This is a genomic window from Mesorhizobium sp. M1399 (assembly GCF_040317735.1).
In the GTDB taxonomy this organism is placed as follows: Bacteria; Pseudomonadota; Alphaproteobacteria; order Rhizobiales; family Rhizobiaceae; genus Mesorhizobium.
Genome location: NZ_JAMYKZ010000004.1, coordinates 214,301 through 237,551, shown reverse-complemented (window position 1 = coordinate 237,551; position 23,251 = coordinate 214,301). Strand labels below are relative to the sequence as shown.

The 23,251-nt window shown below is 62.4% G+C and carries 23 protein-coding genes; 8 read left to right on the top strand and 15 right to left on the bottom strand.

The features are described 5' to 3' along the window. The first annotated feature begins 96 nt into the window (after positions 1-96). Positions 97-561 (top strand): NUDIX hydrolase, encoded by a 465-nt coding sequence (locus NKH05_RS08325; RefSeq protein WP_023720514.1) that lies wholly within the window; start codon positions 97-99, stop codon positions 559-561. Positions 562-616: 55 nt separating this feature from the next. Here the strand turns inward: NKH05_RS08325 and NKH05_RS08320 are convergent, their stop codons facing one another. Beyond that, on the bottom strand, positions 617-1,219 hold the full coding sequence (locus NKH05_RS08320; RefSeq protein WP_352481442.1) for an alpha-ketoglutarate-dependent dioxygenase AlkB: 603 nt from the start codon (positions 1,217-1,219) through the stop codon (positions 617-619). 129 nt (positions 1,220-1,348) lie between these two features. Between NKH05_RS08320 and NKH05_RS08315 the strand changes: the two genes are divergently transcribed. Together NKH05_RS08315 and NKH05_RS08310 are read left to right on the top strand one after the other, a co-directional pair. Next, complete coding sequence (locus NKH05_RS08315) at positions 1,349-1,564, top strand: KTSC domain-containing protein (RefSeq protein ID WP_023720512.1); 216 nt, start codon at positions 1,349-1,351, stop codon at positions 1,562-1,564. A 133-nt stretch (positions 1,565-1,697) separates the two neighbouring features. Further along, a complete protein-coding gene (locus tag NKH05_RS08310) occupies positions 1,698-2,780 on the top strand; it encodes a sensor histidine kinase (protein WP_023720511.1) in 1,083 nt (360 codons plus the stop codon). 48 nt (positions 2,781-2,828) lie between these two features. Here the strand turns inward: NKH05_RS08310 and NKH05_RS08305 are convergent, their stop codons facing one another. Further along, positions 2,829-4,010 (bottom strand): acetate/propionate family kinase, encoded by a 1,182-nt coding sequence (locus NKH05_RS08305; protein ID WP_023720510.1) that lies wholly within the window; start codon positions 4,008-4,010, stop codon positions 2,829-2,831. Further along, entirely contained in the window at positions 4,010-6,421 is a 2,412-nt protein-coding gene (locus NKH05_RS08300; protein ID WP_352481445.1) for a phosphoketolase family protein, read from the bottom strand. The genes NKH05_RS08305 and NKH05_RS08300 overlap by 1 nt, the downstream gene beginning before the upstream one ends. A gap of 300 nt (positions 6,422-6,721) precedes the next feature. On the opposite strand from NKH05_RS08300, the gene NKH05_RS08295 reads away from it, so the two are divergent. Both NKH05_RS08295 and NKH05_RS08290 read left to right on the top strand, forming a co-directional pair. Beyond that, positions 6,722-8,722, top strand: a complete 2,001-nt coding sequence (locus NKH05_RS08295) for a protein-L-isoaspartate(D-aspartate) O-methyltransferase (RefSeq protein ID WP_352481446.1) — start codon at positions 6,722-6,724, stop codon at positions 8,720-8,722. 49 nt (positions 8,723-8,771) lie between these two features. Beyond that, entirely contained in the window at positions 8,772-9,017 is a 246-nt protein-coding gene (locus tag NKH05_RS08290) for a hypothetical protein (RefSeq protein WP_023720508.1), read from the top strand. Between the two features lie 120 nt (positions 9,018-9,137). On the opposite strand, the gene NKH05_RS08285 is transcribed toward NKH05_RS08290, so the two are convergent. The 4 genes from NKH05_RS08285 to NKH05_RS08270 all read right to left on the bottom strand — a co-directional run bounded on the left by NKH05_RS08285 (position 9,138) and on the right by NKH05_RS08270 (position 14,537). Continuing rightward, positions 9,138-9,629, bottom strand: coding sequence for a DUF1772 domain-containing protein (locus tag NKH05_RS08285; RefSeq protein ID WP_353025248.1), 492 nt, complete (start codon positions 9,627-9,629; stop codon positions 9,138-9,140). 78 nt (positions 9,630-9,707) lie between these two features. Then, positions 9,708-11,246, bottom strand: a complete 1,539-nt coding sequence (locus NKH05_RS08280; RefSeq protein ID WP_353025246.1) for a SpoVR family protein — start codon at positions 11,244-11,246, stop codon at positions 9,708-9,710. Beyond that, on the bottom strand, positions 11,246-12,568 hold the full coding sequence (locus NKH05_RS08275; RefSeq protein WP_023720505.1) for a YeaH/YhbH family protein: 1,323 nt from the start codon (positions 12,566-12,568) through the stop codon (positions 11,246-11,248). Before NKH05_RS08275 ends, NKH05_RS08280 begins: the two co-directional genes overlap by 1 nt. A gap of 19 nt (positions 12,569-12,587) precedes the next feature. Continuing rightward, on the bottom strand, positions 12,588-14,537 hold the full coding sequence (locus NKH05_RS08270) for a PrkA family serine protein kinase (RefSeq protein WP_023720504.1): 1,950 nt from the start codon (positions 14,535-14,537) through the stop codon (positions 12,588-12,590). Between the two features lie 271 nt (positions 14,538-14,808). Between NKH05_RS08270 and NKH05_RS08265 the strand changes: the two genes are divergently transcribed. Beyond that, positions 14,809-14,970, top strand: coding sequence for a hypothetical protein (locus NKH05_RS08265; protein WP_023720503.1), 162 nt, complete (start codon positions 14,809-14,811; stop codon positions 14,968-14,970). 16 nt (positions 14,971-14,986) lie between these two features. Here NKH05_RS08265 and ocd read toward each other — a convergent pair whose 3' ends face one another. Continuing rightward, on the bottom strand, positions 14,987-16,054 hold the full coding sequence (ocd, locus tag NKH05_RS08260; RefSeq protein ID WP_023720502.1) for an ornithine cyclodeaminase: 1,068 nt from the start codon (positions 16,052-16,054) through the stop codon (positions 14,987-14,989). Positions 16,055-16,057: 3 nt separating this feature from the next. Next, a complete protein-coding gene (gene rocF / locus NKH05_RS08255; protein ID WP_352481448.1) occupies positions 16,058-16,978 on the bottom strand; it encodes an arginase in 921 nt (306 codons plus the stop codon). A 129-nt stretch (positions 16,979-17,107) separates the two neighbouring features. On the opposite strand from rocF, the gene NKH05_RS08250 reads away from it, so the two are divergent. After that, a complete protein-coding gene (locus NKH05_RS08250; RefSeq protein WP_352481449.1) occupies positions 17,108-17,545 on the top strand; it encodes an Lrp/AsnC family transcriptional regulator in 438 nt (145 codons plus the stop codon). Between the two features lie 190 nt (positions 17,546-17,735). Continuing rightward, positions 17,736-18,059, top strand: coding sequence for a hypothetical protein (locus NKH05_RS08245; RefSeq protein WP_352481450.1), 324 nt, complete (start codon positions 17,736-17,738; stop codon positions 18,057-18,059). 42 nt (positions 18,060-18,101) lie between these two features. Here the strand turns inward: NKH05_RS08245 and NKH05_RS08240 are convergent, their stop codons facing one another. From NKH05_RS08240 to cyoB, 6 genes are all read right to left on the bottom strand, one after another. Next, positions 18,102-18,317: a hypothetical protein gene (locus NKH05_RS08240; protein ID WP_352481451.1), complete on the bottom strand. Its 216-nt coding sequence runs from the start codon at positions 18,315-18,317 to the stop codon at positions 18,102-18,104. A gap of 23 nt (positions 18,318-18,340) precedes the next feature. Then, the gene (locus tag NKH05_RS08235; RefSeq protein ID WP_352481452.1) at positions 18,341-18,679 is read right to left on the bottom strand and encodes a SpoIIAA family protein; all 339 of its coding nucleotides are present in this window, start codon (positions 18,677-18,679) and stop codon (positions 18,341-18,343) included. A 9-nt stretch (positions 18,680-18,688) separates the two neighbouring features. Beyond that, positions 18,689-19,894, bottom strand: coding sequence for a DUF3182 family protein (locus NKH05_RS08230; protein ID WP_023720497.1), 1,206 nt, complete (start codon positions 19,892-19,894; stop codon positions 18,689-18,691). Between the two features lie 273 nt (positions 19,895-20,167). Further along, on the bottom strand, positions 20,168-20,596 hold the full coding sequence (gene cyoD / locus NKH05_RS08225; RefSeq protein WP_023720496.1) for a cytochrome o ubiquinol oxidase subunit IV: 429 nt from the start codon (positions 20,594-20,596) through the stop codon (positions 20,168-20,170). Then, the gene (cyoC, locus tag NKH05_RS08220; RefSeq protein WP_023720495.1) at positions 20,593-21,246 is read right to left on the bottom strand and encodes a cytochrome o ubiquinol oxidase subunit III; all 654 of its coding nucleotides are present in this window, start codon (positions 21,244-21,246) and stop codon (positions 20,593-20,595) included. The genes cyoD and cyoC overlap by 4 nt, the downstream gene beginning before the upstream one ends. Beyond that, positions 21,243-23,249: a cytochrome o ubiquinol oxidase subunit I gene (gene cyoB / locus NKH05_RS08215; RefSeq protein ID WP_352481453.1), complete on the bottom strand. Its 2,007-nt coding sequence runs from the start codon at positions 23,247-23,249 to the stop codon at positions 21,243-21,245. Before cyoB ends, cyoC begins: the two co-directional genes overlap by 4 nt. Positions 23,250-23,251 lie beyond the last annotated feature (2 nt).

Here is a 23,251-nt window from a genome sequence, read left to right as displayed (position 1 = left end):
ACGGCTGCGAGCGGAAATCGTTCCGCCGTGGCAGGCTATTCCACAGGCCCGCCCGGACGAGAACGTTCGTTTCATTTTCGTCAGGGGAATAGCGCAATGGCCAAACGCAGCGCCGGGTTGCTGATCTTTCGCCGAAGCGAAGGACATTTCCAGGTCTTGCTGGTGCATCCGGGCGGCCCATTCTGGGCGAAGAAGGACGACGGCGCATGGTCGATCCCGAAGGGCTTGATCGACGAGAACGAGGACGAGCTAGCGGCGGCAAAACGCGAGGCCGAAGAGGAACTCGGCGTCGCCATCGATGGAGGTTTCGAACACCTTGGCAGCTACCGGCAGCCGGGCGGCAAGCTCGTCATCGCATGGTGCGTCGAGGCGGATTTCGACAGCGACGCCATCAGCAGCAACACCTTCGTCATGGAATGGCCGCCAAGGTCCGGCTCGATGAAGGAATTCGCCGAAGTCGACAGAGCGGGCTGGTTCTCCCTGCCTGAAGCCAACCATAAGATCCTGAAAGGCCAGCGCGCCATGTTGGCGGACTTTGCCAGTCGGCATGGCGACGGATGAATTTGTTTCAGCCCAGTTCTTAAGGGCAGTGCTTGGGCTTCCTCACCGCTCTGCTTTAAGCGCGTTGCGGCCGCAGCGTGCGCAACGTGATCGAATAGCGGTGCTCGGCAACCGGCGGGATGCTGTGCTCCCATTCACTGCGCGCGGCGCCCGTCATCAGATAGGCCGATCTTGGCTCGACGGTGACCGTCTTGCGGTCCCATCGCGTGCCGTTTTTCCGGCGCAGGCGAAAGCTGCACGCGGCCAGCAGGGAAACGCCGGCGACCGCCTCGAAGTGAGGCTTGTCGCGGTGCCAGCCGATACCGGCGCCCGGCCGGTACTCGTTGATCAGCACCTGCACGAAGGTCTCGGCGGGCAGGCGGGCAAAGGCTGCAACCTTTTCCCTGAGCGGCAGCAGAAAGCCGGGTATCGGCGGTGCCTCGACGACTGCGCGCCGGTCGTAGTCGTAGCGCAGCCCGAAGCCGACTATCCGCCGGTTTGCCAGATGGCCATGAAAGTCGAAAGCCTGAAATGGCTGGCTTGCGAGCTGGCTCGCCAACGCTGCTTCTTCGTCCGGCGTGATCAGTTCGGGCCGGTAGCGGAATCCTTCCGGCCGGTCGTCGGTGGCGGCAAAGAGATCGCCCTGGCGGGCTGCAGCCGATGTCTTGGGCGATGGCATCAACCGTATTTGGTGAAGCCGCCCCGTAGCGGCAAGGCTGCTTCGGCAGCAAGGAACCTCGCTCTCCGTGCAGGGTTATTCACACGACGGCATGGAATGGAGCACTGCCGAGCATTGGACCTGTCGAGGATGCCTTCAACTGCAATCAGGAACATCGATTACCAGCCGGCGACGAGGGTACTCTCCGTATGGTTCGTCCCGAGCGGAAGCCGCTATGATTACGAGGACGTGCCGCCGCAAGTCCACGCCGCGTTCCGCAAAGCCTCGGCGAAGGGCCGGTTCTTCAACGAGCATATTCGCGACCGGTACAAATACCATCTGGTCGAGCAGAGCCATTCGAGCTGAGCCTTCAGCCGCTTCTCAACCACGATCTCGGCTTTCCGCCATGCCTCGCCGCGCGGTGGCAACGAGCGGACTTCGCAGTTGGCGAGCGACCTGATATTGACCATGGTCCTACCCGAAACATCGAAAGCCTGGAATGTCCGCCGAAGCCGAAAAAACCGAGCAGCTCCAGCAATTGCTCGACAACCTCGACCTGGCGGGCGCCCTGGACAGTGACAGTTATAAAAGGTTCCTCGACCAGCTGCCGATTGCGATCGCAATTTCCGATTTGGGCGGCGATGAACGTGTTGTTTACGTCAATTCCGAGTTCCAGAAACTGTCAGGCGTTTCCGTCGCAGAGCTGGAGCGCCGCAACTGGGCTGCGCTGAGCGGACAAGGCTTGGGCGAATACAAGGACCGGCCGCTGGCCCGGGCCATCGTCGAGGATATCGATCGCGCGGGGACTTTCAGGATGCAACGTGCCGGCACAGAGCCGGTCATGGTCGACGTTTATTCGAACCTGATCGAGGACGAGCGCGGGCGACGGTCCTTTCGACTGGTCGCCCTTGTCGATGTCACCGCGCACAAGGCAAGCGACAGCGAGGCCTTCGAACAACGCATCCGTGAAAAGGACATGCTGCTGCGCGAATTGCAGCATCGGATGAAAAACAATCTCCAGATGATCACGGCTCTCATCAGGTTGGAGGCCCGCAGCGCGGCGTCACCCGATCAGAAACGCTTCGAGCGTCTCGCCGGCCGCGTCGATGCACTCGCAATTCTTTATCAGGCGCTGTCGGCCGACGAACAGAAGGCCGAAGTTGACCTCGGCGTCTATCTCAGCCAGATCGCTTCCGCAGTGATGACGTCGCACGCCGTGCAAGGCATCCGGCTGGATATGAAGGTCGACACCTATCCCGTGTCCATCAACGTGGCGATGCCAACCGGCCTGGTGGTCAACGAGCTTTTGACGAACGCGCTGAAACACGCCTTTCTGGGTCGCGAAGGCGGGACAATCACGCTGCGCAGTGTTGTCGACGGCGACGGCTTTCGCATCGTTGTCGCCGATGACGGCATCGGCCTGCCCGAAGGCGAGACCTGGCCGAAACCCGGCAAGCTCGGAGCGTTGATCGCGCAATCGCTGACCGAGAACGCCAAAGCCCGGTTCGAGGTGGACTCGACCCCCGGCAAAGGAACGCGAGTGACCATCGTCTTCAACAGATCGGCCGCGCTCGCTTCGTAGCCGCACGAGCAGGGCTGCCGCAAGCGGGGTCATTCGAGGCCATCCGCATCAGCCGGGCCCCTCCATTACCTTGCGCGTGTGGCGGGCGATGACACCTTCTTCGTCGGTCGCCACGACGCGGACTTCGACCTTGCTCTCCGCCTGGCTCATCAGCGCGGCATGGGAGCTGTTGGCTGCCTCGTCGATCGCCACGCCGAGCCAGCCAAGCCTGTCGCAAATCGCTTTGCGGGCCGGAGCCGAGTGCTCGCCGATGCCGCCGGTGAACACCAGGCATTCGAACCCGCCCAGCGTGTTGGCGAGGGCGGCAATCTCCCTGGCGGCGCGGAAGGCGAAAAGCTCCACCGCTTCGCGCGCCCGGCGGTCGTCGCTGGCTTCCAGCGTGCGCATGTCGCCGGAAATGCCGGACACGCCGAGCAGGCCGGATTCCTCGTAGAGCATGTCTTGCAGCGCCTCTCCCGAAATCCCTCTTTCCAATAGCAGGTACAAAAGCACGCCCGGATCGATGGCGCCGCAGCGTGTGCCCATGACCAGGCCGTCAAGCGCCGAAAAGCCCATCGTCGTATCGACGCTTCGCCCGTCGCGCATGGCGCACAGGCTCGCCCCGTTGCCGAGATGGGCGACGATGGTTCTTTTCGCCGCCAGATCGGGCGATATCTGCTTGAGCCGGCCGGCGACATATTCGTAGGAAAGCCCGTGAAAGCCGTAGCGGTGGATGCCGTCTGCCTCATAGTGGCGCGGCAGCGCGAAACGGCTGACCAGAGGCTCGATGGTCCGATGGAAGGCCGTGTCGAAGCATCCGACCTGCGGCAGGTCGGGTCGCAACGCGGCAAGCGCCCGGATCGGCGCGAGGCTGCGCGGCTGGTGCAGTGGCGCAAGCGGCGTCAGCCTGTCGAGAGCCTCGATAATTGTCGGCATCAGGCGGACAGGTTCGACGAACTCGCGTCCGCCATGGACGATGCGATGTCCGGCGGCGATCAGTTTCCTTCCGCCAAGTTCGTTCTCGATCCATTGCAGCATCTGGCCGATGCCCATGTCGCGTGATGCGTCTGCGGCAAGTGGCCGATCGCACTGCAGCTCCCCATCGGCGGCTTTCGCGGTCAGCCTTGGCGCATCGCCCAGATCCAGTGAACCGCGCGAGGCAAGATCCAGCTCGGCGGACGCTGCAAGATCGTAAAGTCGGAACTTGATGCTCGACGAGCCGGCATTCAACGCAAGGATCGATCGTCGCATCAATCGCCGGCCCTCGTCGCGCTGTCCTGTGGCCAGGACCATTTCTGGATCTCGGGCATGTCCTCGCCATGTTCGCGGACATAGGCCGTGTGCTCAGCCAATTTCCCATGCAGCGCCGCGGCAAGATCCTTCGCCCGCTCGGCCAGCCCCGGCACGCGCGCGATCGCGGCGAGCGCCAGATGATAGCGGTCGAGCTGGTTGAGCACCACCATATCGAACGGCGTCGTCGTCGTGCCTTCCTCGCGAAAGCCATGCACATGCATGTTGTCGTGGTTGGCGCGCCGGTAGGTCAGGCGGTGAATGAGATAGGGGTAGCCGTGATAGGCGAAGATGACCGGCTTGGCTTTGGTGAACAGCGCGTCGAATCTGTCGTCGGCAAAGCCATGCGGATGCTCGGAATTCGACTGCAAAATCATCAGGTCGACGACATTGACGACGCGGATCTGCAGGTCCGGAATGCCTGAGCGCAGGATGTCGGCTGCGGCAAGCGTCTCCAGCGTCGGCACGTCGCCGGCGCAAGCGAGAACCACATCCGGATCTTCGCCCTTGGCAACCGTCCCGGCCCATTCCCAGATGCCGGCACCGGCCTTGCAGTGCGCTTCCGCGTCTTCGGCGGACAGCCATTGCGGCGCCGGCTGCTTGCCGGCGACGATGACGTTGATGCGGTTGTAGGTTTTCAGGCAATGGTCGGTGATCCACAGCAGCGTGTTGGCGTCGGGCGGGAAATAGAGCCTGACCGTGTCGGCCTTCTTGTTGGCGACGAAATCGGCAAAGCCCGGGTCCTGATGGCTGAAACCATTGTGATCCTGCCGCCAGACATGCGAGGTCAGCAGGTAGTTGAGCGAGGCGACCGGCTTGCGCCAGGCAAGTTCGCCGGAGGTCTTCAGCCATTTGGCGTGCTGGTTGACCATGGAATCGACAATGTGGACGAACGCCTCGTAGCACGAGAACAGGCCATGGCGGCCGGTCAGCAGATAGCCCTCCAGCCAGCCTTGGCAAAGATGTTCACTGAGCACTTCCATGACGCGGCCGTCACGGGAAAGATGGACGTCGTAGGGCTCGATCCGCTCCATCCAGACGCGGTCCGTAACCTCGAACACGTCGTCGAGGCGGTTGGAGGATGTCTCGTCCGGTCCCATCAGCCGGAAATTCCTGGCCTCGGCGTTCAAGCGGACCACGTCGCGAAGATAGCTTCCGACCGTGCGCGTCGCCTCTCCCACAGTGCCGCCCGGACGCGGTACGTCGAGCGCCAGGCCTTTCCAGTCGGGAAGCACGAGGTCCTGTTTCAGCAGGCCGCCATTGGCGTAGGGGATTGCGCCCATGCGTCGTGACCCCGTAGGTGCCAGCGCCGCGAGCTCCGCCAGGAGATGGCCGCCTTTATCGAACAGTTTTTCCGGCTCGTAACTGCGCATCCAGTCTTCGAGGATCTGGCGGTGCGCCGCATCGCCGCGTGCGTTCGATACCGGTACCTGGTGCGAACGCCAGAAATCCTCGACCTTCTTACCGTCGACCTCTTTCGGCCCAGTCCAGCCCTTTGGGCTGCGCAGCACGATCATCGGCCACAGCGGCCGCTCTCCCTTCCAGCCCGCGGCTCGTGCAGGCTCCTGGATGGAGTGGATCCGGTCGAGCACGGTATCGAGCGTGCGGGCCATCTCCCGATGCATCGCAGCAGGTTCATGACCTTCGACGAAGAAGGTTTCGTAGCCATAGCCGAGGAACAGGCTGCGCAACGCCTCGTCTTCCATGCGGCCGAGGATCGTCGGGCTGGCGATCTTGTAGCCATTGAGATGCAGGATCGGCAGGACGGCGCCGTCGGATGCCGGGTTCAGGAACTTGTTGGAATGCCAGGCCGCGGCGAGCGGACCGGTCTCGGCTTCGCCGTCGCCGACGACGCAGGCGACCACAAGGTTCGGATTGTCGAAGGCGGCGCCGAAGGCATGGACCAGTGCATAACCGAGCTCTCCGCCTTCGTGGATCGAGCCGGGCGTCTCCGGAGCCGCGTGGCTCGGCACTCCGCCGGGAAACGAGAACTGCCGGAACAGCTTTCGCAAGCCGTCTTCGTCCTTGCCGACCTCGGGATAGATCTCGCTGTAGGTCCCCTCGAGCCAGGTGTTCGCGACCATTGCCGGGCCGCCGTGACCCGGACCGCAGATGAACAGAACATCGAGACCACGTTCACGGATGATCCGGTTCAGATGCACATAGATGAAATTGAGGCCGGGTGTCGTGCCCCAATGGCCGAGCAGCCGCGGCTTGATGTGCTCGGGCAGCAAAGGCTCGCGCAAGAGCGGATTGTCGAGCAGATAGATCTGGCCAACCGAAATGTAGTTCGCGGCGCGCCAGTAGCGGTCCATCACATCGATCTGGTCAAGGCCGGTTGTTTGCGCAGTGGTGCGGGCCTCGTCGTTCATAGAAATGCCTCCGGAATACCCCTCGTCCGTCGTTATCTGGGGTGGCGTCGCGCCGGAGAAAGGATTTGCCTCGAAATAAGTTTGGGCGGCCGCCAGCGCCGCTTGCCGATCCTGCAACCTGGCGAGCCCGACAAAAGCGGGTCGGTCTTTGGGGAACCTCGGGGCTTGCCAACGGTTAGGAAGGTGCACCGCATTGTATGAATCCAGGCGGACTGCCGAGGCCCTGGGACATGGACCGGCCAAAGTGCCGTTTGAGCAGCTTGGGCGATTGTGGCGGAGGCCCATAGGAGGAGCAGAAAAATGCTCGATCTCTCCCATGCCCGCAACCAAATGGTCGACATTCACTTAAGCCGCCGTGGCATTCGCGACCGCAATGTCCTTCAGGCGATGCGCGAGGTGCCGCGCGAGGCTTTCGTCGAGCCTGGTTTTGAAGAATTTGCCTATGAGGACGGGCCGCTGCCGATCGCCGAAGGTCAGACGATATCGCAGCCCTACATCGTTGCGTTGATGATCGAAATGGCGGAGATCGGAGCCGGTGACCACGTCCTCGAGGTTGGCACCGGCTCGGGCTATGCGGCTGCCGTAATGAGCCGGATCGTCGAACGCGTCTACACGATCGAGCGCCACGCCGCGTTGGCTGAAACGGCAAGGCAGCGGTTTAAAAAGCTTGGCTACGACAACATCGAAGTCCGCACCGGCGACGGCACCAAGGGCTGGCCCGAGGCGGCACCCTTCGATGCGATCCTGGTTGCGGCCGCCGGGCCCGGCGCACCGCTCGCCCTGCAAGAACAGCTCGACGTCGCCGGCCGGCTTATCATCCCGGTCGGCGACGAATTCGACTCGCAGCGCCTGCTCAAAGTCACCCGGACTGGCGCAGCAACTTACACCGAGGAGGATTTCGGCGGCGTGCGGTTTGTTCCACTGATCGGCGAGCAAGGCTGGGGCGAGCCAGGCAGCGACAGCCAAATAGCGGCCGATCTTCCGCACCGGCATCAGCGCAGAAGCAGCCTGCCGCAGATGATAGCGACCGCCGCCGAACCGCTTCCGGATTTCGACGATCCCGCCTTCGGTGCGCTGTTCGACCGGTTTGCCGACCGCCGCGTCGTCTTGCTCGGCGAAGCCAGCCACGGCACGTCGGAGTTCTACCGCGCGCGCGCCGCGATCACTCGCAGGCTGATCGAGAAGCATGGCTTCACCATCGTCGCGGTCGAGGCCGACTGGCCCGATGCCGCGGCGATCGACCGCTACGTCCGTCACCGGCCACCGCGGCCGGGCGCCGATCCGCCGTTCCAGCGCTTTCCCACCTGGATGTGGCGCAACACCGACGTCGCGGCGTTCGTCGACTGGATGCGAGAGCATAATGAGCGGATCAGGATATCCTCCCGGCGGGCCGGGTTCTATGGCCTCGACATCTACAATATGGGCGGGTCGATCGCGGCGGTCTTGCAATATCTCGACCGGATCGATCCGCAGGCGGCAAGGATCGCACGCGAGCGCTATGGCTGCCTGACGCCGTGGCAGAACGACCCGGCCACCTATGGCCGTGTCGCACTCACCTCCGGCTACCAGAAATGCGAGAAGGCCGTGCTCGAGCAATGCCGGGAACTGCTTTCCAGAGAGCTCGACTATGCGCAGCAGGACGGCATCGATTTCCTCGACGCCACCCAAAACGCCCGCCTGGTCGCCTCCGCCGAACGCTATTACCGCACCATGTATTACGGCGGCGCGCAGTCCTGGAACCTGCGCGACACCCACATGTTCGAAACACTGGAGCACCTGCTGCAGGCCCGCGGCCCGGCCGCCAAGGCGGTGGTGTGGGCACATAATTCCCATATCGGCGATGCCCGCTATACCGAGATGGGGATCGTCAGGGACGAAGTGAACATCGGCCAGCTCTGCCGCCAGCGTTTTGGCGACGAGGTTGCCTTGATTGGGCTCAGCACGCATTCCGGGACGGTGGCCGCCGCCACCGACTGGGACGGCGACATGGAAGTGAAACCGGTTCGTCCTTCCCACAACGACAGCTATGAGCGGCTTTGCCATGACAGCGGCGTCTCGCCTTTCCTGCTCGATTTCGAGCGCGACGACACGCTGCGCCAACGGCTTCTGGAGCGCCGGCTGGAACGCTTTATCGGCGTTATCTACCGGCCGGAGACCGAGTTGCACAGCCACTATGCGGATGCCTCGCTCGCCCGCCAGTTCGATGCTTTCGTCTGGTTCGATGAAACCAGTGCCGTGACGCCGCTTGGGCCGGAACATGCGGGGACAGGCCTTCCCGAGACCTATCCTTTCGGGCTGTAGCGAATTTGGACCCTGGGGGAAGCGGAAAATCGAAAGAAGGACGTCACCAATGGCCGGAAAGAAGACTCATGAGCAGCAATTGCGCATCATCGAAGAGCGCGAGAACACGAAAAACGCTGGCAAGGACTTCGACGCGGAAGCGGATTTGAAAAAGACCAGGCAAGAGCGCGAGGCGTTCCGGCGCGGTGCCGAGCTCAGATCGGACCCCAAGGACATTGCCGATCCCGACGACCGCAACATCATCCGCGGCGAGCACCAGGAAAGCGCCCACAACAAGCATCGCGCCGACCGCTGAAACGGCGGGATCGCTTAACGTTAAGACAGTATGGCGCCGGTTCCCGTTCCCCGATCTGACGGATGCAGCGTTCGTGGCCGCAAATTGGCGGACGAGGGCGCCGTCTTGATCCCCTCGGCGCTATTCAGCAAAAAATGTCGCGGCGACAGCAATTGAGACGAGGCTCAGCATCGCCAGGCCTGCCCTGGCGACATGCGAAGTCTCCCAGACGTTGCGCAAATCTCTCCAGTCGCCGGTCTGCTTTCGAGAAAACATTGAAAAAAACGTCGCGGCTGATTGCGGCATGGCAACGTCTTGCACCCAGAAATTATTGACGGGATGCGTGACCAACCAATAGGTCGCATGTTCCGCCAGCAGGAAGACAAGCGCCGCCAAGGTCCACCAGAATCGAGCGCTTGGATAAGGCGTCAGGTAGAGCAGGATGGCGAGTGCAATGATGCCGCCGATCCCGGCAAACCCGCCGATCGTGAAGCCGGGATAGTAGATCGCCTGCACTGATTTGTAGGTCGCCTCCTTGAGGCGCAACTTGCCCGGCAACTCCAAAGCGTGCGCGAGCGAGAGCGCCATCGTGACGGCGACCAGAAGAAGGGCGGCGATCATCAATACGCGCATGTTCCTGCTCCCTGACCACAGCGTGGTTGGTGATCCGGTAAAGGCGACGCCACCCGACTTCCCTGCAGGCCGGTTCGGTCATTCCCCGATCTGGCTGGTCGACCGTTCGTGGAGTGTGGCGCCGGTCTGCGCGTCGACCGCGACCATGCTGACCTCGTAGCCCCAGAGCTTGCGGATATGGCGCAGCGTGGCGTCACGGCTGCCGCCTTCCAGCACGATGCCGTCCTTGACCTTGTGCTGCAGGCGCAGATGCCGGTCGCCGAGCAGGTCCACGTCCACCACCTGGATGTCCGGCCGGCTGGCGCCGATGTCGTAGCTGTGGGCGAGTGCGGCGCGGACGCTCTCGTAGCCGCGCTCATTGTGTATCGAGGCGACTTCGTAATGCGGGTCGTTGGCGGCATCGGCAAGGACAAAGAACCGCCATTTCCGTATCAGGGTAGGGCTCAGATACTGGCGGATGAAGGACTCGTCGCGATGGTTGGCCCAGGCGTCCAGCAAGGTCTGGCGCCAGTCGCCATTGCCGGCGATATCGGGAAACCAGTCGCGGTCCTCAGCCGTCGGCGCGGTCGAGATGCGCTGGATGTCCTGCATCATGTCGAGACCCAGCGCGTAAGGATTGATACCGGAAAAGCGCGGATCGTCGAACCCTGGCTGGAAGATCACGTTCGAATGGTTGCGCAGGATTTCCAGCATGGCACCTTCGCCGATCAGGCCGCGGTCGAACAAAAGGTTCATCAGCGTGTAATGCACGAAGGTGGCGCAGCCCTCGTTCATCACCTGCGTTTGCCGCTGGGGATAGAAATACTGCGCGATCACGCGGACGATCCGGATGACCTCACGCTGCCACGGTTCCAGGATCAGGCTGTTCTTCTCCAGGAAATAAAGCAGGTTCTCCTCGGGCAGCTTGAGCGATTTCTTGCGCTCCGTCATGGTATCCGTTTCGCGGACCTTGGTGCCGTCCTTGGAAGGCGGCAGCGTGCGCCACAGATCGTTGTAGGAACGTTCCTCGTATTCCAGGCGCTCGCGAATCCCCTCGCGCTGCTTTTCCGACGACAGCTTCGGCGGCCGGTGATATCTGAACACGCCCTGTTCCATCAGCGCATGTGCGGCATCGAGGATCTCTTCCACCGCATCGACGCCGTGCCGCTCTTCGCAGCGGGCAATATAGCCCTTGGCAAAGTCGAGATAGCTGAGGATGGCGCCGGCGTCCGTCCACTGCCGGAAAAGATAATTGTTCTTGAAGAAATGGTTATGGCCGAGCGCCGCGTGCGCCGTCACCAGCGCCTGCAGGGCCATGGTGTTTTCCTCCATCAGATAGACGATGCAGGGATTGGAATTGATGACGAGTTCGTAGGCCAGCCCTCGCCCACCTTTGCGGTAGAGCAATTCCTGGTAGAGGTAGTGCTTGCCGAACGACCAATGCCGGTACATCAGCGGCATGCCGACAGAGGAATAGGCGTCGAGCATCTGTTCGGACGAGATGATCTCCATCTGCACCGGATAGACGTCGAGGTGGAGCTCTTCGGTGGCGACCGCCTCGATGGTCTGGTAGGCGCGCGACAGCGTCCTGAAATCCCAGTCGGAACCGGAAAACAGCAACCCGGATTTGCTCGCCATCAGCCCCCTCTTTCACCGCTCTTTTGATAACCCGGCTGTCTGGCGAAGAGTTGGCGGAAAACCGGGTAGATGTCGGCCGCCGTGGCGATGCGGCTCATCTGGAAGTTCGACCATCTCAGCTTGACCGCACTGTAGGCACGCCACAGCGACGTGCCGTTGTCGGTGGCGCCGAAGATGTGGCTCTCACGCTCGTCGAGGATCTCGACATAGGCAAAATACTGGCAAAGCCGCATGATCTGTTCGTCGAGAAGGGCGATGCAGCGCTCGGAATCGGTGACGAAATTGTCGCCGTCCGAGGCCTGGGCGACATAGATGTTCCATTCGCGGCTGGGATAGCGTTGCTCGACGATGCGGTGCATCTCCTCGAGCGCCGTGGAAACCACCGTGCCGCCGCTCTGGGTGTTGTAGAAAAAGGTTTCCTCGTCCACCTCCTGCGCCTCGTGCGTGTGGCGGATGAAGACGACCTCGGTCCGGTCATAGCGCCGCTTCAGGAACAGGTGCAGCAGCACGAAGAAGCGCTTGGCCAGATCCTTCTCGCGTTCGCCCATCGAACCGGACACGTCCATCAGGCAGAACATCACCGCATTGGCGTTCGGCACCGGCTGGGCGTCGAAGCGGTTGAAGCGGATATCGACCGGATCGACAAAGGCGATCCGCTTGCGGCGGCGCTCCAGCCGCTCAAGCTCTTCCTGCAGCGCCACGATGCGCTGCCGCATCTCGGCGTTTTGCGGCTTGGCCTCCAGCGTCGCGATCTCCTGCGCGACAGCGTCGACCGCCTCCTGCTTGGGACGCCTGAGCGCTATGCGGCGGCCATGGCTGTTGCGCATCGTGCGTCCGACATTGATGTTGGTCGGCGAGCCGGTCGCGGCGAAGCCGGCCCGGCGCGGCTTGAAGGCGAGGATCTCCTTGAGGTTGAGCTTGACCATATCAGGCAGTTCGAGGTCTTCGAAGAAGAGGTCGAGCACCTCTTCGCGCGACAGCACGAAACGGAAATCGTCCTCCGATTCGGTTCTCCCCGGGGCGGATCCCATGCCGCCGCCCTGGCCCGGCTTGGGCAGCCGGTCGCCTGGGGCAAAATGCTTGTTGCCGGGCAGGACGTGCTGGCGGCTGCCGCTGTTCCGGGCATCGTTGAAGCTCGGCTCGCCGGTGCCTCGCGCCGGCATCGAAACGGCATGCTCGGCGTCCACGTCGGCGATCTTGCCGGTGCGGATCTGATCGCGGATGGTGCGCTTCAACTCTTCGCGCGCCCGCCGCAGGAAACGCTGCCGGTTGCCGAGGCTTTTGTCCTTCGGGTTCAGTCGGCGATCGATGAAGATCGGCATATGTTACCCCGGGCTGGCTTCAACCCGCCTTGTTCACCCGCATGTACCAGTCCACCAGCCGGCGGACCTGGCGCTCGGTGTAACCGCGCTGGATCATCCGCTGCACGAATTCGGTATGCCGCTTCTCCGTCACGCTGTCCTGCTTGGAGCCGAAGCTGATCACCGGCAGCAGATCTTCGACCTGCCCGAACATCCGCTTCTCGATGACTTCGCGCAGCTTTTCATAGCTTGTCCATGACGGGTTACGGCCGTGGTTTCTGGCCCGCGCGCGCAGCGTGAACTTCACCACTTCGTTGCGGAAGTCCTTGGGATTGGCGATGCCGGCCGGCTTTTCGACCTGCGACAGTTCGTTGTCCAAAACCTCGCGATTGAGGATCTGGCCGGTATCGGTATCCTTGAAGTCCTGATCCTCGATCCAGGCATCGGCATAGGCGATGTAGCGGTCGAACAGGTTCTGGCCGTATTCGCTGTAGGATTCCAGATAGGCCTTCTGGATCTCGTGGCCGATGAACTCGGCATAACGGGTGGCGAGCTCCGACTTTATGAAATCGAGATAGTCCGCCTCGGTTTCCTTCGGGAACTGCTCGCGCTTGATCGCCTCTTCCAGGATGTACATCAGATGCACCGGATCGGCGGCGACCTCTTCGGTGTCGTAGTTGAAGGTCTGCGACAGGATTTTGAAGGCGAAGCGGGTGCTGACGCCGGTCATGCCTTCATCGACACCGGCCGCGTTTCGGTACTCCTGGACCGACTTCGCCTTGGGATCGGTTTCCTTGAGGTTCTCGCCGTCATAGACGCGCATCTTGGTGTAGAGCGGCGAATTGTCGTGTTCGGCCAGGCGGGTCGAAACGGTGAACCGGCTGAGGATATCGAGCACTTCCGGAGCGCAGGGGCTGGAGGCCAATTCGCTTTCGCGCAACAGCTTCTCGTAGATCTGCCGCTCTTCCGTGACCCGCAGGCAATACGGCACCTTGACCACCAGGATGCGGTCGAGGAACGCCTCGTTGTTCTTGTTGTTCTTGAACTGCAGCCATTCCGATTCGTTGGAATGGGCAACGATGATGCCCTGATAGGGGAAAGCGCCGAAATTCTCGGTGCCGTTGTAGCTGCCTTCCTGGGTCGCGGTCAGCAGCGGATGCAGCACCTTGATCGGCGCCTTGAACATCTCGACGAATTCGAGCAGTCCTTGCGTCGTCCGGTTCAGGCCGCCGCTATAGGAATAGGCATCCGGATCGGACTGGCTGAAGTTTTCCAGCTGCCTGATGTCGACCTTGCCGACCAGGGCCGAAACGTCCTGGTTGTTCTCGTCGCCCGGCTCGGTCTTGGCGATGCCGATCTGGCGAAGCCTGGACGGCATCAGCTTGACGACGCTGAATTTGGAGATGTCGCCGGACAATTCGTCGAGGCGCTTGGCCGCCCAGGGCGAGATCAGGCCGTTCAGCCGCCGCCGGGCGATGCCGTATTTGTCCTCCAAAAGGTCGCCCATGCGGTCGGGGTCGAACAGCCCGAGCGGCGATTCGAAGACCGGACTGACCTGGCCGCCGACCTTCAGCGTATAGATCGGACGCTGCTCCATCAGCCTTTTCAACTGCTCCGCAAGCGAGGACTTGCCGCCGCCGACCGGGCCGAGGAGATACAGGATCTGCTTGCGTTCCTCGAGCCCTTGCGAGGCATAGCGGAAATAACCGGCGATACGCTCGATCGTATCCTCCATGCCGTAAAAGTCGGCGAAGGTCGGATAGATCTTGATCGTCCGGTTCGAAAAAATACGGCCGAGCCGCTCGTCCTTGCTGGTATCGACAAAGGTCGGCTCGCCGATCGCCTCGACCATCCGCTCGGGCGCCGAGGCGTACATCGACTTGTCCTCGCGGCAGGCAAGCAGATATTGCTGGAGGCTTATCTCCTCCTGCGCCGCATTCTTGTAAACCTCGGAAAACAGATCGAAGACGTCGGATTGATTCTCACGCATGGTATTCCTAGCCCCGGAGCCGGTGTGGCTGCACGTTTGTCTCTTGAACAACCAAATGTCGGAAAGCCCTTGTGGTTCCCTTCACTTTGCAGAGAGTGCCTGTGACCGAATGATAAGACTCTAGATAAGAGCATCCTGCATGCCGACAAGGCGTGGAACGTCCTGCTCGAGGCACAAAATCCTGAATCACGCCACGCGGTGCGGGCGACCTCCGACAAGACGGAGGAACGGTTCTGGTCCTTCCCGGTTGTGAGGGAAAGGAGACGGTTCGATGTTTGAGACTAGTTTGTGGTTGCTCGTTGTTGCAGGCGGTCCACTGCTGCTGGCAATCCTGATCGCCTACGCCCTGCTCACCCAGCGCCGTCGCGGCCCGGCGGAGCGCAGGGAAAGCGAGCGCGCGACCGAGCGCCTGTACCAGGAAAAGAAGGACTGACCGACGGGATCGCAGCTCAGCTGCGGGCAACCGCCAGCCCGGCCACTTTTTCGGCGCGCAGCAGCATGCCGAACAGGTCACGCGGCTCATCGGGATCGGCCAGAAGGTCTAGTTCCTCGTAAAGGCCGGTCCGCTGAAGCTGATCGCGGACGTAGCGTAGCGCGGAAAAATCCTCGATCGCAAAGCCGACGGAATCAAACAGCGTGATCTGTCCGGCGTCCGTCCGGCCTGCTGCCTTTCCTGTCATCACCTGCCACAATTCGGTGATCGGATGGTCCGCATCGAGCTGCTGGCTCTCGCCTTCGATGCGCGTCTGCGGCGGATATTCGACGAAAATATCCGAGCGCAGCAGAATGTCGCGATGCAGCTCGGTCTTGCCCGGGCAGTCGCCGCCGACCGCGTTGATGTGCACGCCGGACCCGACCATGTTGTCGGTCAGGATTGTTGCCGATCGCTTGTCGGCGGTTACCGTGGTGATGATCTGTGCACCTTCAACGGCCTCCTGCGCCGACGCGCAGAGCTTGATGTCGAAACCCATGCCGGCAAGGTTCTTCATGCATTTGGTCGAGGCCGCCGGGTCGATATCGTAGAGGCGCAGCCTGTCGACGCCAAGCAGCGCCTTGAACGCAATAGCCTGAAATTCCGATTGCGCGCCGTTGCCGATGATCGCCATGCATCTGGCGGCCCCGGGAGCGAGGTATTTCGCCGCGACCGCCGAGCTGGCCGCCGTTCGCAGGGCAGTCAGGATGGTCATTTCCGAAAGCAGCATCGGATAGCCGTTGCCGACATCGGCAAGCACGCCGAAAGCGGTCACGGTCTGGCGGCCGTCACGCGTGTTCTTCGGATGCCCGTTGACGTATTTGAAGCCGTAAAGCTGCCCGTCGCTGGTCGGCATCAGCTCGATGACGCCGTCAATGCTGTGCGAGGCGACGCGCGGCGTCTTGTCGAACAGCTCCCAACGCCTGAAATCCTCTTCGATATAGGCGGCAAGCTCGACCAGGAAGCGCTCGATGCCGATGGCAAGCACCAGCTTCATCATGCGGTCGACGCTGACGAACGGAACGATGTTCAAATTGACGGTCATGGCTCAGAACCCCCTCGTCGGGCGATCCATGATCCGCCGGCCCATCAGGCTTGCGGTCAGGTCGACCAAAAGCGTGGCGGTGCGGCCGCGCTCGTCGAGAAAGGGGTTGAGTTCGACCAGGTCGAGACTGGTGACGAGCCCGCTGTCATGCAGCATTTCCATCGCCAGATGCGCCTCGCGGAAGGTGGCGCCGCCGGGAACGGTGGTGCCCACCGCCGGCGCGATCGACGGGTCGAGAAAATCGACATCGAGGCTGACATGGAGCATGCCGTTGGCGGCGCTCACCCGTTCGAGAAAGGCGCGAAGCAGTTGCGCGATGCCGTGCTCGTCGATCGAACGCATGTCGTGGACCGTCACGCCGGCTCTGCGCAACGCATCCCGTTCCGCCAGGTCCACGCTGCGGATTCCCAGCGCGCATATGCGAGCCGGGTCCACCTGCGCCGCGAGGCGGGGGAAATAGCCCTCGAAGCCGGGCTGCCCGCTGGCATAGGCCAGCGGCACGCCATGCAGATTGCCGCTGGTCGTCGTGTCGAGCGTATGAAAATCGGGGTGGGCGTCGAGCCACAGCACGAAGAGCGGCCGGCCGGCATTCGCTGCCCGGCGGGCAATGCCGGCGAGCGTGCCGGCCGAAATGCTGTGGTCGCCGCCGAGAAAGATCGGCATTGCGTCGGCGCTCGCAGCATAGGCGGTTTCGCTGATCGCTGCCGTCCAGGCGGCGATTTCCGGCAGCGCCTTCACCACCGCGTTGCCGTGTACGACAGGGCGCATGTCGGCAGGGACAATCGTTCCGAGGTCGGTCAGCGTATGGCCAAGCTCGGTCAGCGCGCCGGCCAGACCGGCCGTGCGCAGCGCGCTCGGCCCCATCTCGCAGCCCATCCGGCCAGAGCCGGCCTGGATCGGTGCTCCCACGATCACGCAGTGCATTCTCGTACCCCACCAAATTACGATGCCTTTAGTGAACCCCGCATCGCTGGCAGAATGAACATATCAAATTGGCAAATTTGTCGAAGTGCCTTACCATAGTGGCAGCATCTACTTCCGTTGTGAGCAATCATGGACCAGCTCGACGAGCAGATCATCACCTCTTTGCGGCATGACGCCCGGCGCAGCATTTCCGACCTTGCCGTTAGCCTGGGTGTCTCCCGGGCAACGGTAAGGTCCCGGATCGAGCGACTTGAAAGAGGAGGCGTCATCGTCGGCTACACCGTCATTCTACGCGCCGACGCGGTCGATCAGCGGGTGCGTGGCATCATGATGATCGAAATCGAAGGCCATGCCGCAGATCGCGTCATCCGGGCGCTGGGCGGCTTCTCCGAGGTCTCGACGATCCACACCACCAATGGCCGTTGGGATCTGGTGATAGAACTCGGAACCCAGACGCTGAGCGAGTTCGATGCGGTGCTGAGACGTATCCGCCTGATCCCCGGAATTACCGGCAGCGAAACAAGCCTGCTCCTGGCAACGCCGCGCACCACCAAAGCGCGGCTGTGACCTTCGCCCGTGACCTGTAGCGGTAACGAAGCTACGGAACCTTCAATTGCTGCCGCGGTTAGAGCAATTCCAGGAAAAGCGTGGAACGATTTTCCGTTCGGAATTGCGTCAAAACAAAAAGATTGAGCGGTTCGGCGTTTCCGCGAAACCGTTCCAAGCCCACACAGGCCTTCTTCGAGGGAGAACAAGCATGGCTCACGCCCAGCAAGAACTCGTCGAATTCGTTATCAGCAAAGCCTTCAATCCGGTCATGCGGGCCAAACCCGACGGAAAATCCGATGCCGAGCGCAAGATGCTCGAACATGTTCAGCAGGCCACGAAGACCGAGATCGAGCGCTATCGCCGTTACGGCTCGGCTGAGGAGGTCGCGACCAATTTCAAGCGCGACCTGAATTCCGACGCTGCCAAAAAGTTGCACGCCCAGCTGCGACGCCTGCATCTGCCGACGATCGAGGACATTCGCGACGACTTCGAGGACAAGGCCCGCGCGTTAGGCGTCAAGGCCTCGCCGTAGATCCGCGACCGGTCGTCCTCGGTGACGTCCGTCCGGTTGTCATCACAATCCGTCCTTGGTCGGAGGCCACCCTGACCGAACCGTCTCGGGGATGTTGTCCGACGTCAGCTCGCCCCGATTGAGCTTTTCAATCGCTTCACCGGCTTCGCTCTCGTCGAGACCGGAAAGCGGCAACCCGCCGACCACGACGGCTTCGTCGCTCTCGCTGTCATAGACCTCCCAGAGGCCTTCCGGATCCTGTCGTTTGTCGTAGGGCATGGCCACTCCTCCAGGCAACGCCGCTATTGTACGGCCGCTACCCATTTCAGGGCCTGAGCCTTTTCGTCTTCCGGGAACACCCGCGCCTCGAGTTGCGGAAACAGCGCGTCCGTCATTTCCGTGGCTGCCTTGATCCACTGCTTGTCGGAAATCACGGCGGCACGTTTGAAGCGGTGGAGCTCGCGGAGTTTGCTCAGCCCATACTGCAGGTCGCGCCGTAAGGCGCCAGCCGTCATGTCTTCGAAATCGGTAAGGTCAGTCAGGACGCCGATGTCCTTGTGGTCGCTCAGTTTCGCTTCGATGGCCGGGATTGGCTGGCTGCCTGAAACAAACTCGGGCCATTCGCGGATGTTCCCTGCCAAAAGCGTGTTTCACTTCGACCTAAAATGACGATCGGCTGGCTTCCTGACCGGTCCTCGGATCGCCTGCGTGACGACGGTATAACGCGTGATTTGGCCCTCCACGGGGTCCTCTCCGTGGAAGTGGATTTCTGCATTCAGCGGCATCTGCGCGGTGTTGCCGAATTGCTTGACCGCGCACGCATGCACGAGCTGTACGTCGGGGTCACGCGTCATGGCCTCCATTGCCGCAAGCTCTGCCGTGCTGCTGCCGCCGATCCGCCAGCTGGCTTCCAGCACACCCGATCGCCAGATGCCCGAGGAATCGACACCTTGGCCGATGTCGTAGTTGCGCCTCGAGGCGAAGAATCCGGGATGGCCAAGCATCGCCGCGTCGTAGGTCCTCGCCTGCGCCACAGCCAAAGTCAGCGCCGGAGACAGCTGCAGCCTGTCGAGCGCTTCCCATCCGCCGCGCACGACGACCAGATCGGATCCGCCGTAAACGGGCTGTCCGGCATTGTCGGCGGTCATCCGCTGCACGCCGTAATAGCTGACCGATGTTCCGTCGATCGCGGTTCTGCCAATGCTCAGCGTGACAATGTCGCGAAGCTCCGTTTCGAGAACAAGCCCGTATTCGCTTAGGTCGGAGGATGGATATCGTTCCAGCAGCCTTTCGATATCGGCGACCGTCGCGGCGGTGTGCTGGTCGCGGCCCCGCGAAGCGCGCGGTGGCTTGAACCGGACCAGCCCGAGCTGCAGCAGACGTTCCGCTGCGCGCAGCGCGTCATCGCGTGAAAATGCGGTGTAGCCTGGCAGTACGGCCGCGCCGACGGCGCTGCCGAAGCCGGTTGGCCAATCTTTTGGCCGTGCCGCCGACCCGTCCACCAGCTCGTGGGTTATGGCCTTGGTGGTTGCGAGGCGCCAGGGCACCACACCGCCGAAGAGGTCGTCGGGCCCGTTGATGCCCAGTTGGACCGCATCGGCGGCAAGCAGGCTGTCGTCCGGCACGAAATACAGCCCGCCGTTGTCACCGCCCCAGTCACGCAGGCCCTGGCGGAAGGAAAATCCCTTCAACGCCGCAATCGTGCGCGCGACGGCAGCGACGGTCTCCCATTCGTGGGCATAGATGGTCTCGCCGCCCGGCGCGGAGAACGCGACCACAACACCTTTTGCTCCGCCCGATTGTGTGCCGCTTAGCCCGGTCATGTCGCGCCGCCCTTCGTCCATTGCCGGGCCCATTGCCGTTATTCCGCGGCGATGCGTCCGAACCGAAAAACCCGCTTCCTCGGCGAATGTTCCGGGCAACGGCGCGCTATCCGGTTTGACCGAGTTGCGGCGATCGGAACATCGGCGGCTCATGGTTTTTATGCGGGAGCCTCAGACAGGGTGATGGATGTGCTCAAGGAGGCCGCGCCCCGCGCCCTGGGAGCGGCCGAGGTCGTCGACACATTCGAACGGGCTTGAGACCGAGCTGGCTGTCGCATGAACTGCGGCCAACGGCCGGAACTGTCACTAGCGGTTCATGTTCATGATCGCATTCGTCGGCATCAAATTGTGGTCGAGGTTGGCCATGATCCAGATCGAGCCGCCGATCACCAGGACGACGATCAGCACGCCGAAGGCAAGCGCCAGGGCGTTGTTGGTGTTGTCCGGCCCCGTCGTGATATGCAGGAAGAAGACGAGATGCACGCCCATCTGCGCGATCGCCAGCACAATCAGCGCCACCGGGATGCCCGGTGCCCATATAAGGTTGGTTCCGAGCAACCAGAACGAGGCGATGGTCAACAGCGTTGCCAGCCCGAGGCCGATCACATAGCCGCGTAACCCGGATCCGACCTCGGCGTCGCCGAGGTATTCGTCACCCGGCGCCGTATCGATGTCGTAGCGCTCCAGGCCATCGGTGTCGCGCCTTTGCGCATGGCGGTCGTCAGCATTGCTCATCGACTTGCTCCCAGGAGATAGACCACCGTGAACAGGGCGACCCAGATGATGTCGAGGGCGTGCCAGAACAGGCTGAAGCACATGAAACGCCGAAGAATATCGTCGCGGAATCCCTTGGCGAAGATCTGCGCCATCATCGTGAGCAGCCACAGCAGCCCCGCCGTCACGTGCAGGCCATGGCATCCCACCAGCGTGAAGAACGCCGACAGGAAAGCACTGCGCGTCGGTCCGGCATCGCGGGCAATCATATGCGCGAACTCGCGCAGCTCGAGCAGGATGAAGCTGGCGCCGAGCACGAAAGTGAGAGCCATCGCAACATAGAACCAGGAGCTTCGCCGCGCGGTCACGGCGAGGCTGGCGAGACCGCAGGTAAAGCTCGACAACAGCAGGGCCGCCGTCTCGATCGCGACGTTGCGCAGGTCGAACAGCTCGGCTCCGCTTGGTCCGCCCGCCGTCTTGCCCGCCAGCACAGCGTAGGCCGCAAAGAAGGCCGAGAACATCACGATGTCGCTCAGAAGGAAGATCCAGAAGCCGTAGCCGACGACGATCCGGATCGGTGCCGGTCCGCCGTCGCCATGGCCGGGGGCATGGCCGTGCCCGCGATGGCCGAGGTGGTAGGGGTCACGCTCTCGAACGTCGATCGCGGTCATGGCCTTGGCCCCGTATACGTGGCCAGCGCCTCGCGGCGGGCACTTCGGTTGGCGCGGTCGATCCGGGCGACTTCGGCGGCAGGAATGACGTATTCGGGTATGTCGCGCCACGCGAATACGACGAAGGTGGCGAAAGCACCGAGCGCGCCGAGCGCCACCATCCACCAGATGTGCCAGATGAGGGCGAAACCCATCACGGTCGCAAAGAAGGCGCAGATGAACCCGGTGGGACTGTTGCGCGGCATCTCGATCGGCTCGTATTCAGGCTCGTCGCGCAGCCGGTTTTGCTCGCGTGCCCGCTGCTTGATGCTCCAGTAGGGCTCTTCGCCCTCGACATGCGGAAGCGCGGCGAAGTTGAAGACCGGCGGCGGCGAGGGTGTGGCCCATTCCAACGAACGGCCGTCCCAGGGATCCCCGGTGACATCGCGAAGCGCCGCGCGCTGTCGGATGCTGACGACGAGCTGAATGATCTGGGCGACCACGCCGGCGGTGGTGATTAACATGCCGGCGCCGGCAACCAGCACCCAGGGATACCAGGCCGGCACGTCGAAATGCTGCATGCGGCGGGTCATGCCGAGCAGGCCGACGGTGTAGAGCGGCACGAAGGTGGCGTAGAAGCCGATCAGCGTCAGCCAGAAGGCCAGCTTGCCCCAGCCCTCGTGCAGCCGGAATCCGAATGCCTTGGGAAACCAGTAGGTATATCCCGCGAAGGCGCCGAACAGCACACCGCCGATGATGACGTTATGGAAATGCGCCACCAGGAACAGGCTGTTGTGGAGCAGGAAATCGGCCGGCGGCACGGCCAGCAACACGCCCGTCATGCCGCCGATGACGAACGTCACCATGAAGCCCAGCGACCACAGCATTGGCGTCGCGAAGCGGATGCGGCCGCCATACATGGTGAACATCCAGTTGTAGATCTTCACGCCGGTACCGACAGCGATAATGCTGGTGGCGATGCCGAACGCGGCGTTGACGTCGGCGCCGGCTCCCATGGTGAAGAAGTGGTGCAGCCACACCATGAAGGAGACGATGCAGATGAAGAGCGTCGCGGCCACCATCGAGCGGTAGCCGAACAGCGGCTTGCTGGAGAACGTGGAGATAACCTCCGAGAAGATGCCGAACGCCGGCAGGACGAGGATGTAGACCTCGGGATGGCCCCAGGCCCAGATCAGGTTCACGAACATCAGCATGTTGCCGCCGGCTTCATTGGTGAAGAAATGAAAGCCGAAATAGCGGTCGAGCGTCAGCATCGCGAGCGTCGCGGTGAGGACCGGGAACGCGGCGACGATGAGCAAGCTGGCGGCGAGTGAGGTCCAGCAGAACATCGACATCCTGAGGTAACTCATGCCGGGCGCCCGCATCTTCAGGATCGTGGTGACGAAATTGATGCCGGTGAGCAGCGTTCCGACGCCCGCTATCTGCACTGCCCACAGATAATAATCGACGCCGACGCCCGGCGAGTAGGCGGTCTCGCTGAGCGGCGGATAGGGCAGCCATCCGGTGCGCGCGAATTCGCCGATCACCAGCGAGATGTTGACCAGCAGCGCACCGGTGGCGGTGAGCCAGAAACTCACCGAGTTGAGCGTTGGAAAGGCAACGTCGCGGACGCCGAGCTGCAGCGGCACGACCAGGTTCATCAGGCCGATGACGAACGGCATCGCCCCGAAAAAGATCATGATGGTGCCGTGGGCGGAAAAGACCTGGTTGAAGTGGTCGGGCGGCAGATAGCCGGGCGCCTGGAAGGCGAGGGCCTGCTGGGACCGCATCATGATGGCGTCGCTGAAGCCGCGCAGCAGCATCAGCAGCGCCAGCAGCGTGTACATCACGCCAATCCGCTTGTGATCGACGCTGGTGATCCATTCGCGCCACAGATAGGGGAAATGGCCGGCCAGGAAGACCCAGGCCAGCACACCGAGGATTGCCAGGGCGACGACCGCCGAGGCGATCATCGGCAGAGGCTGATCGAACGGGATGACGTCCCAGCTCAATTTTCCGAGCATTG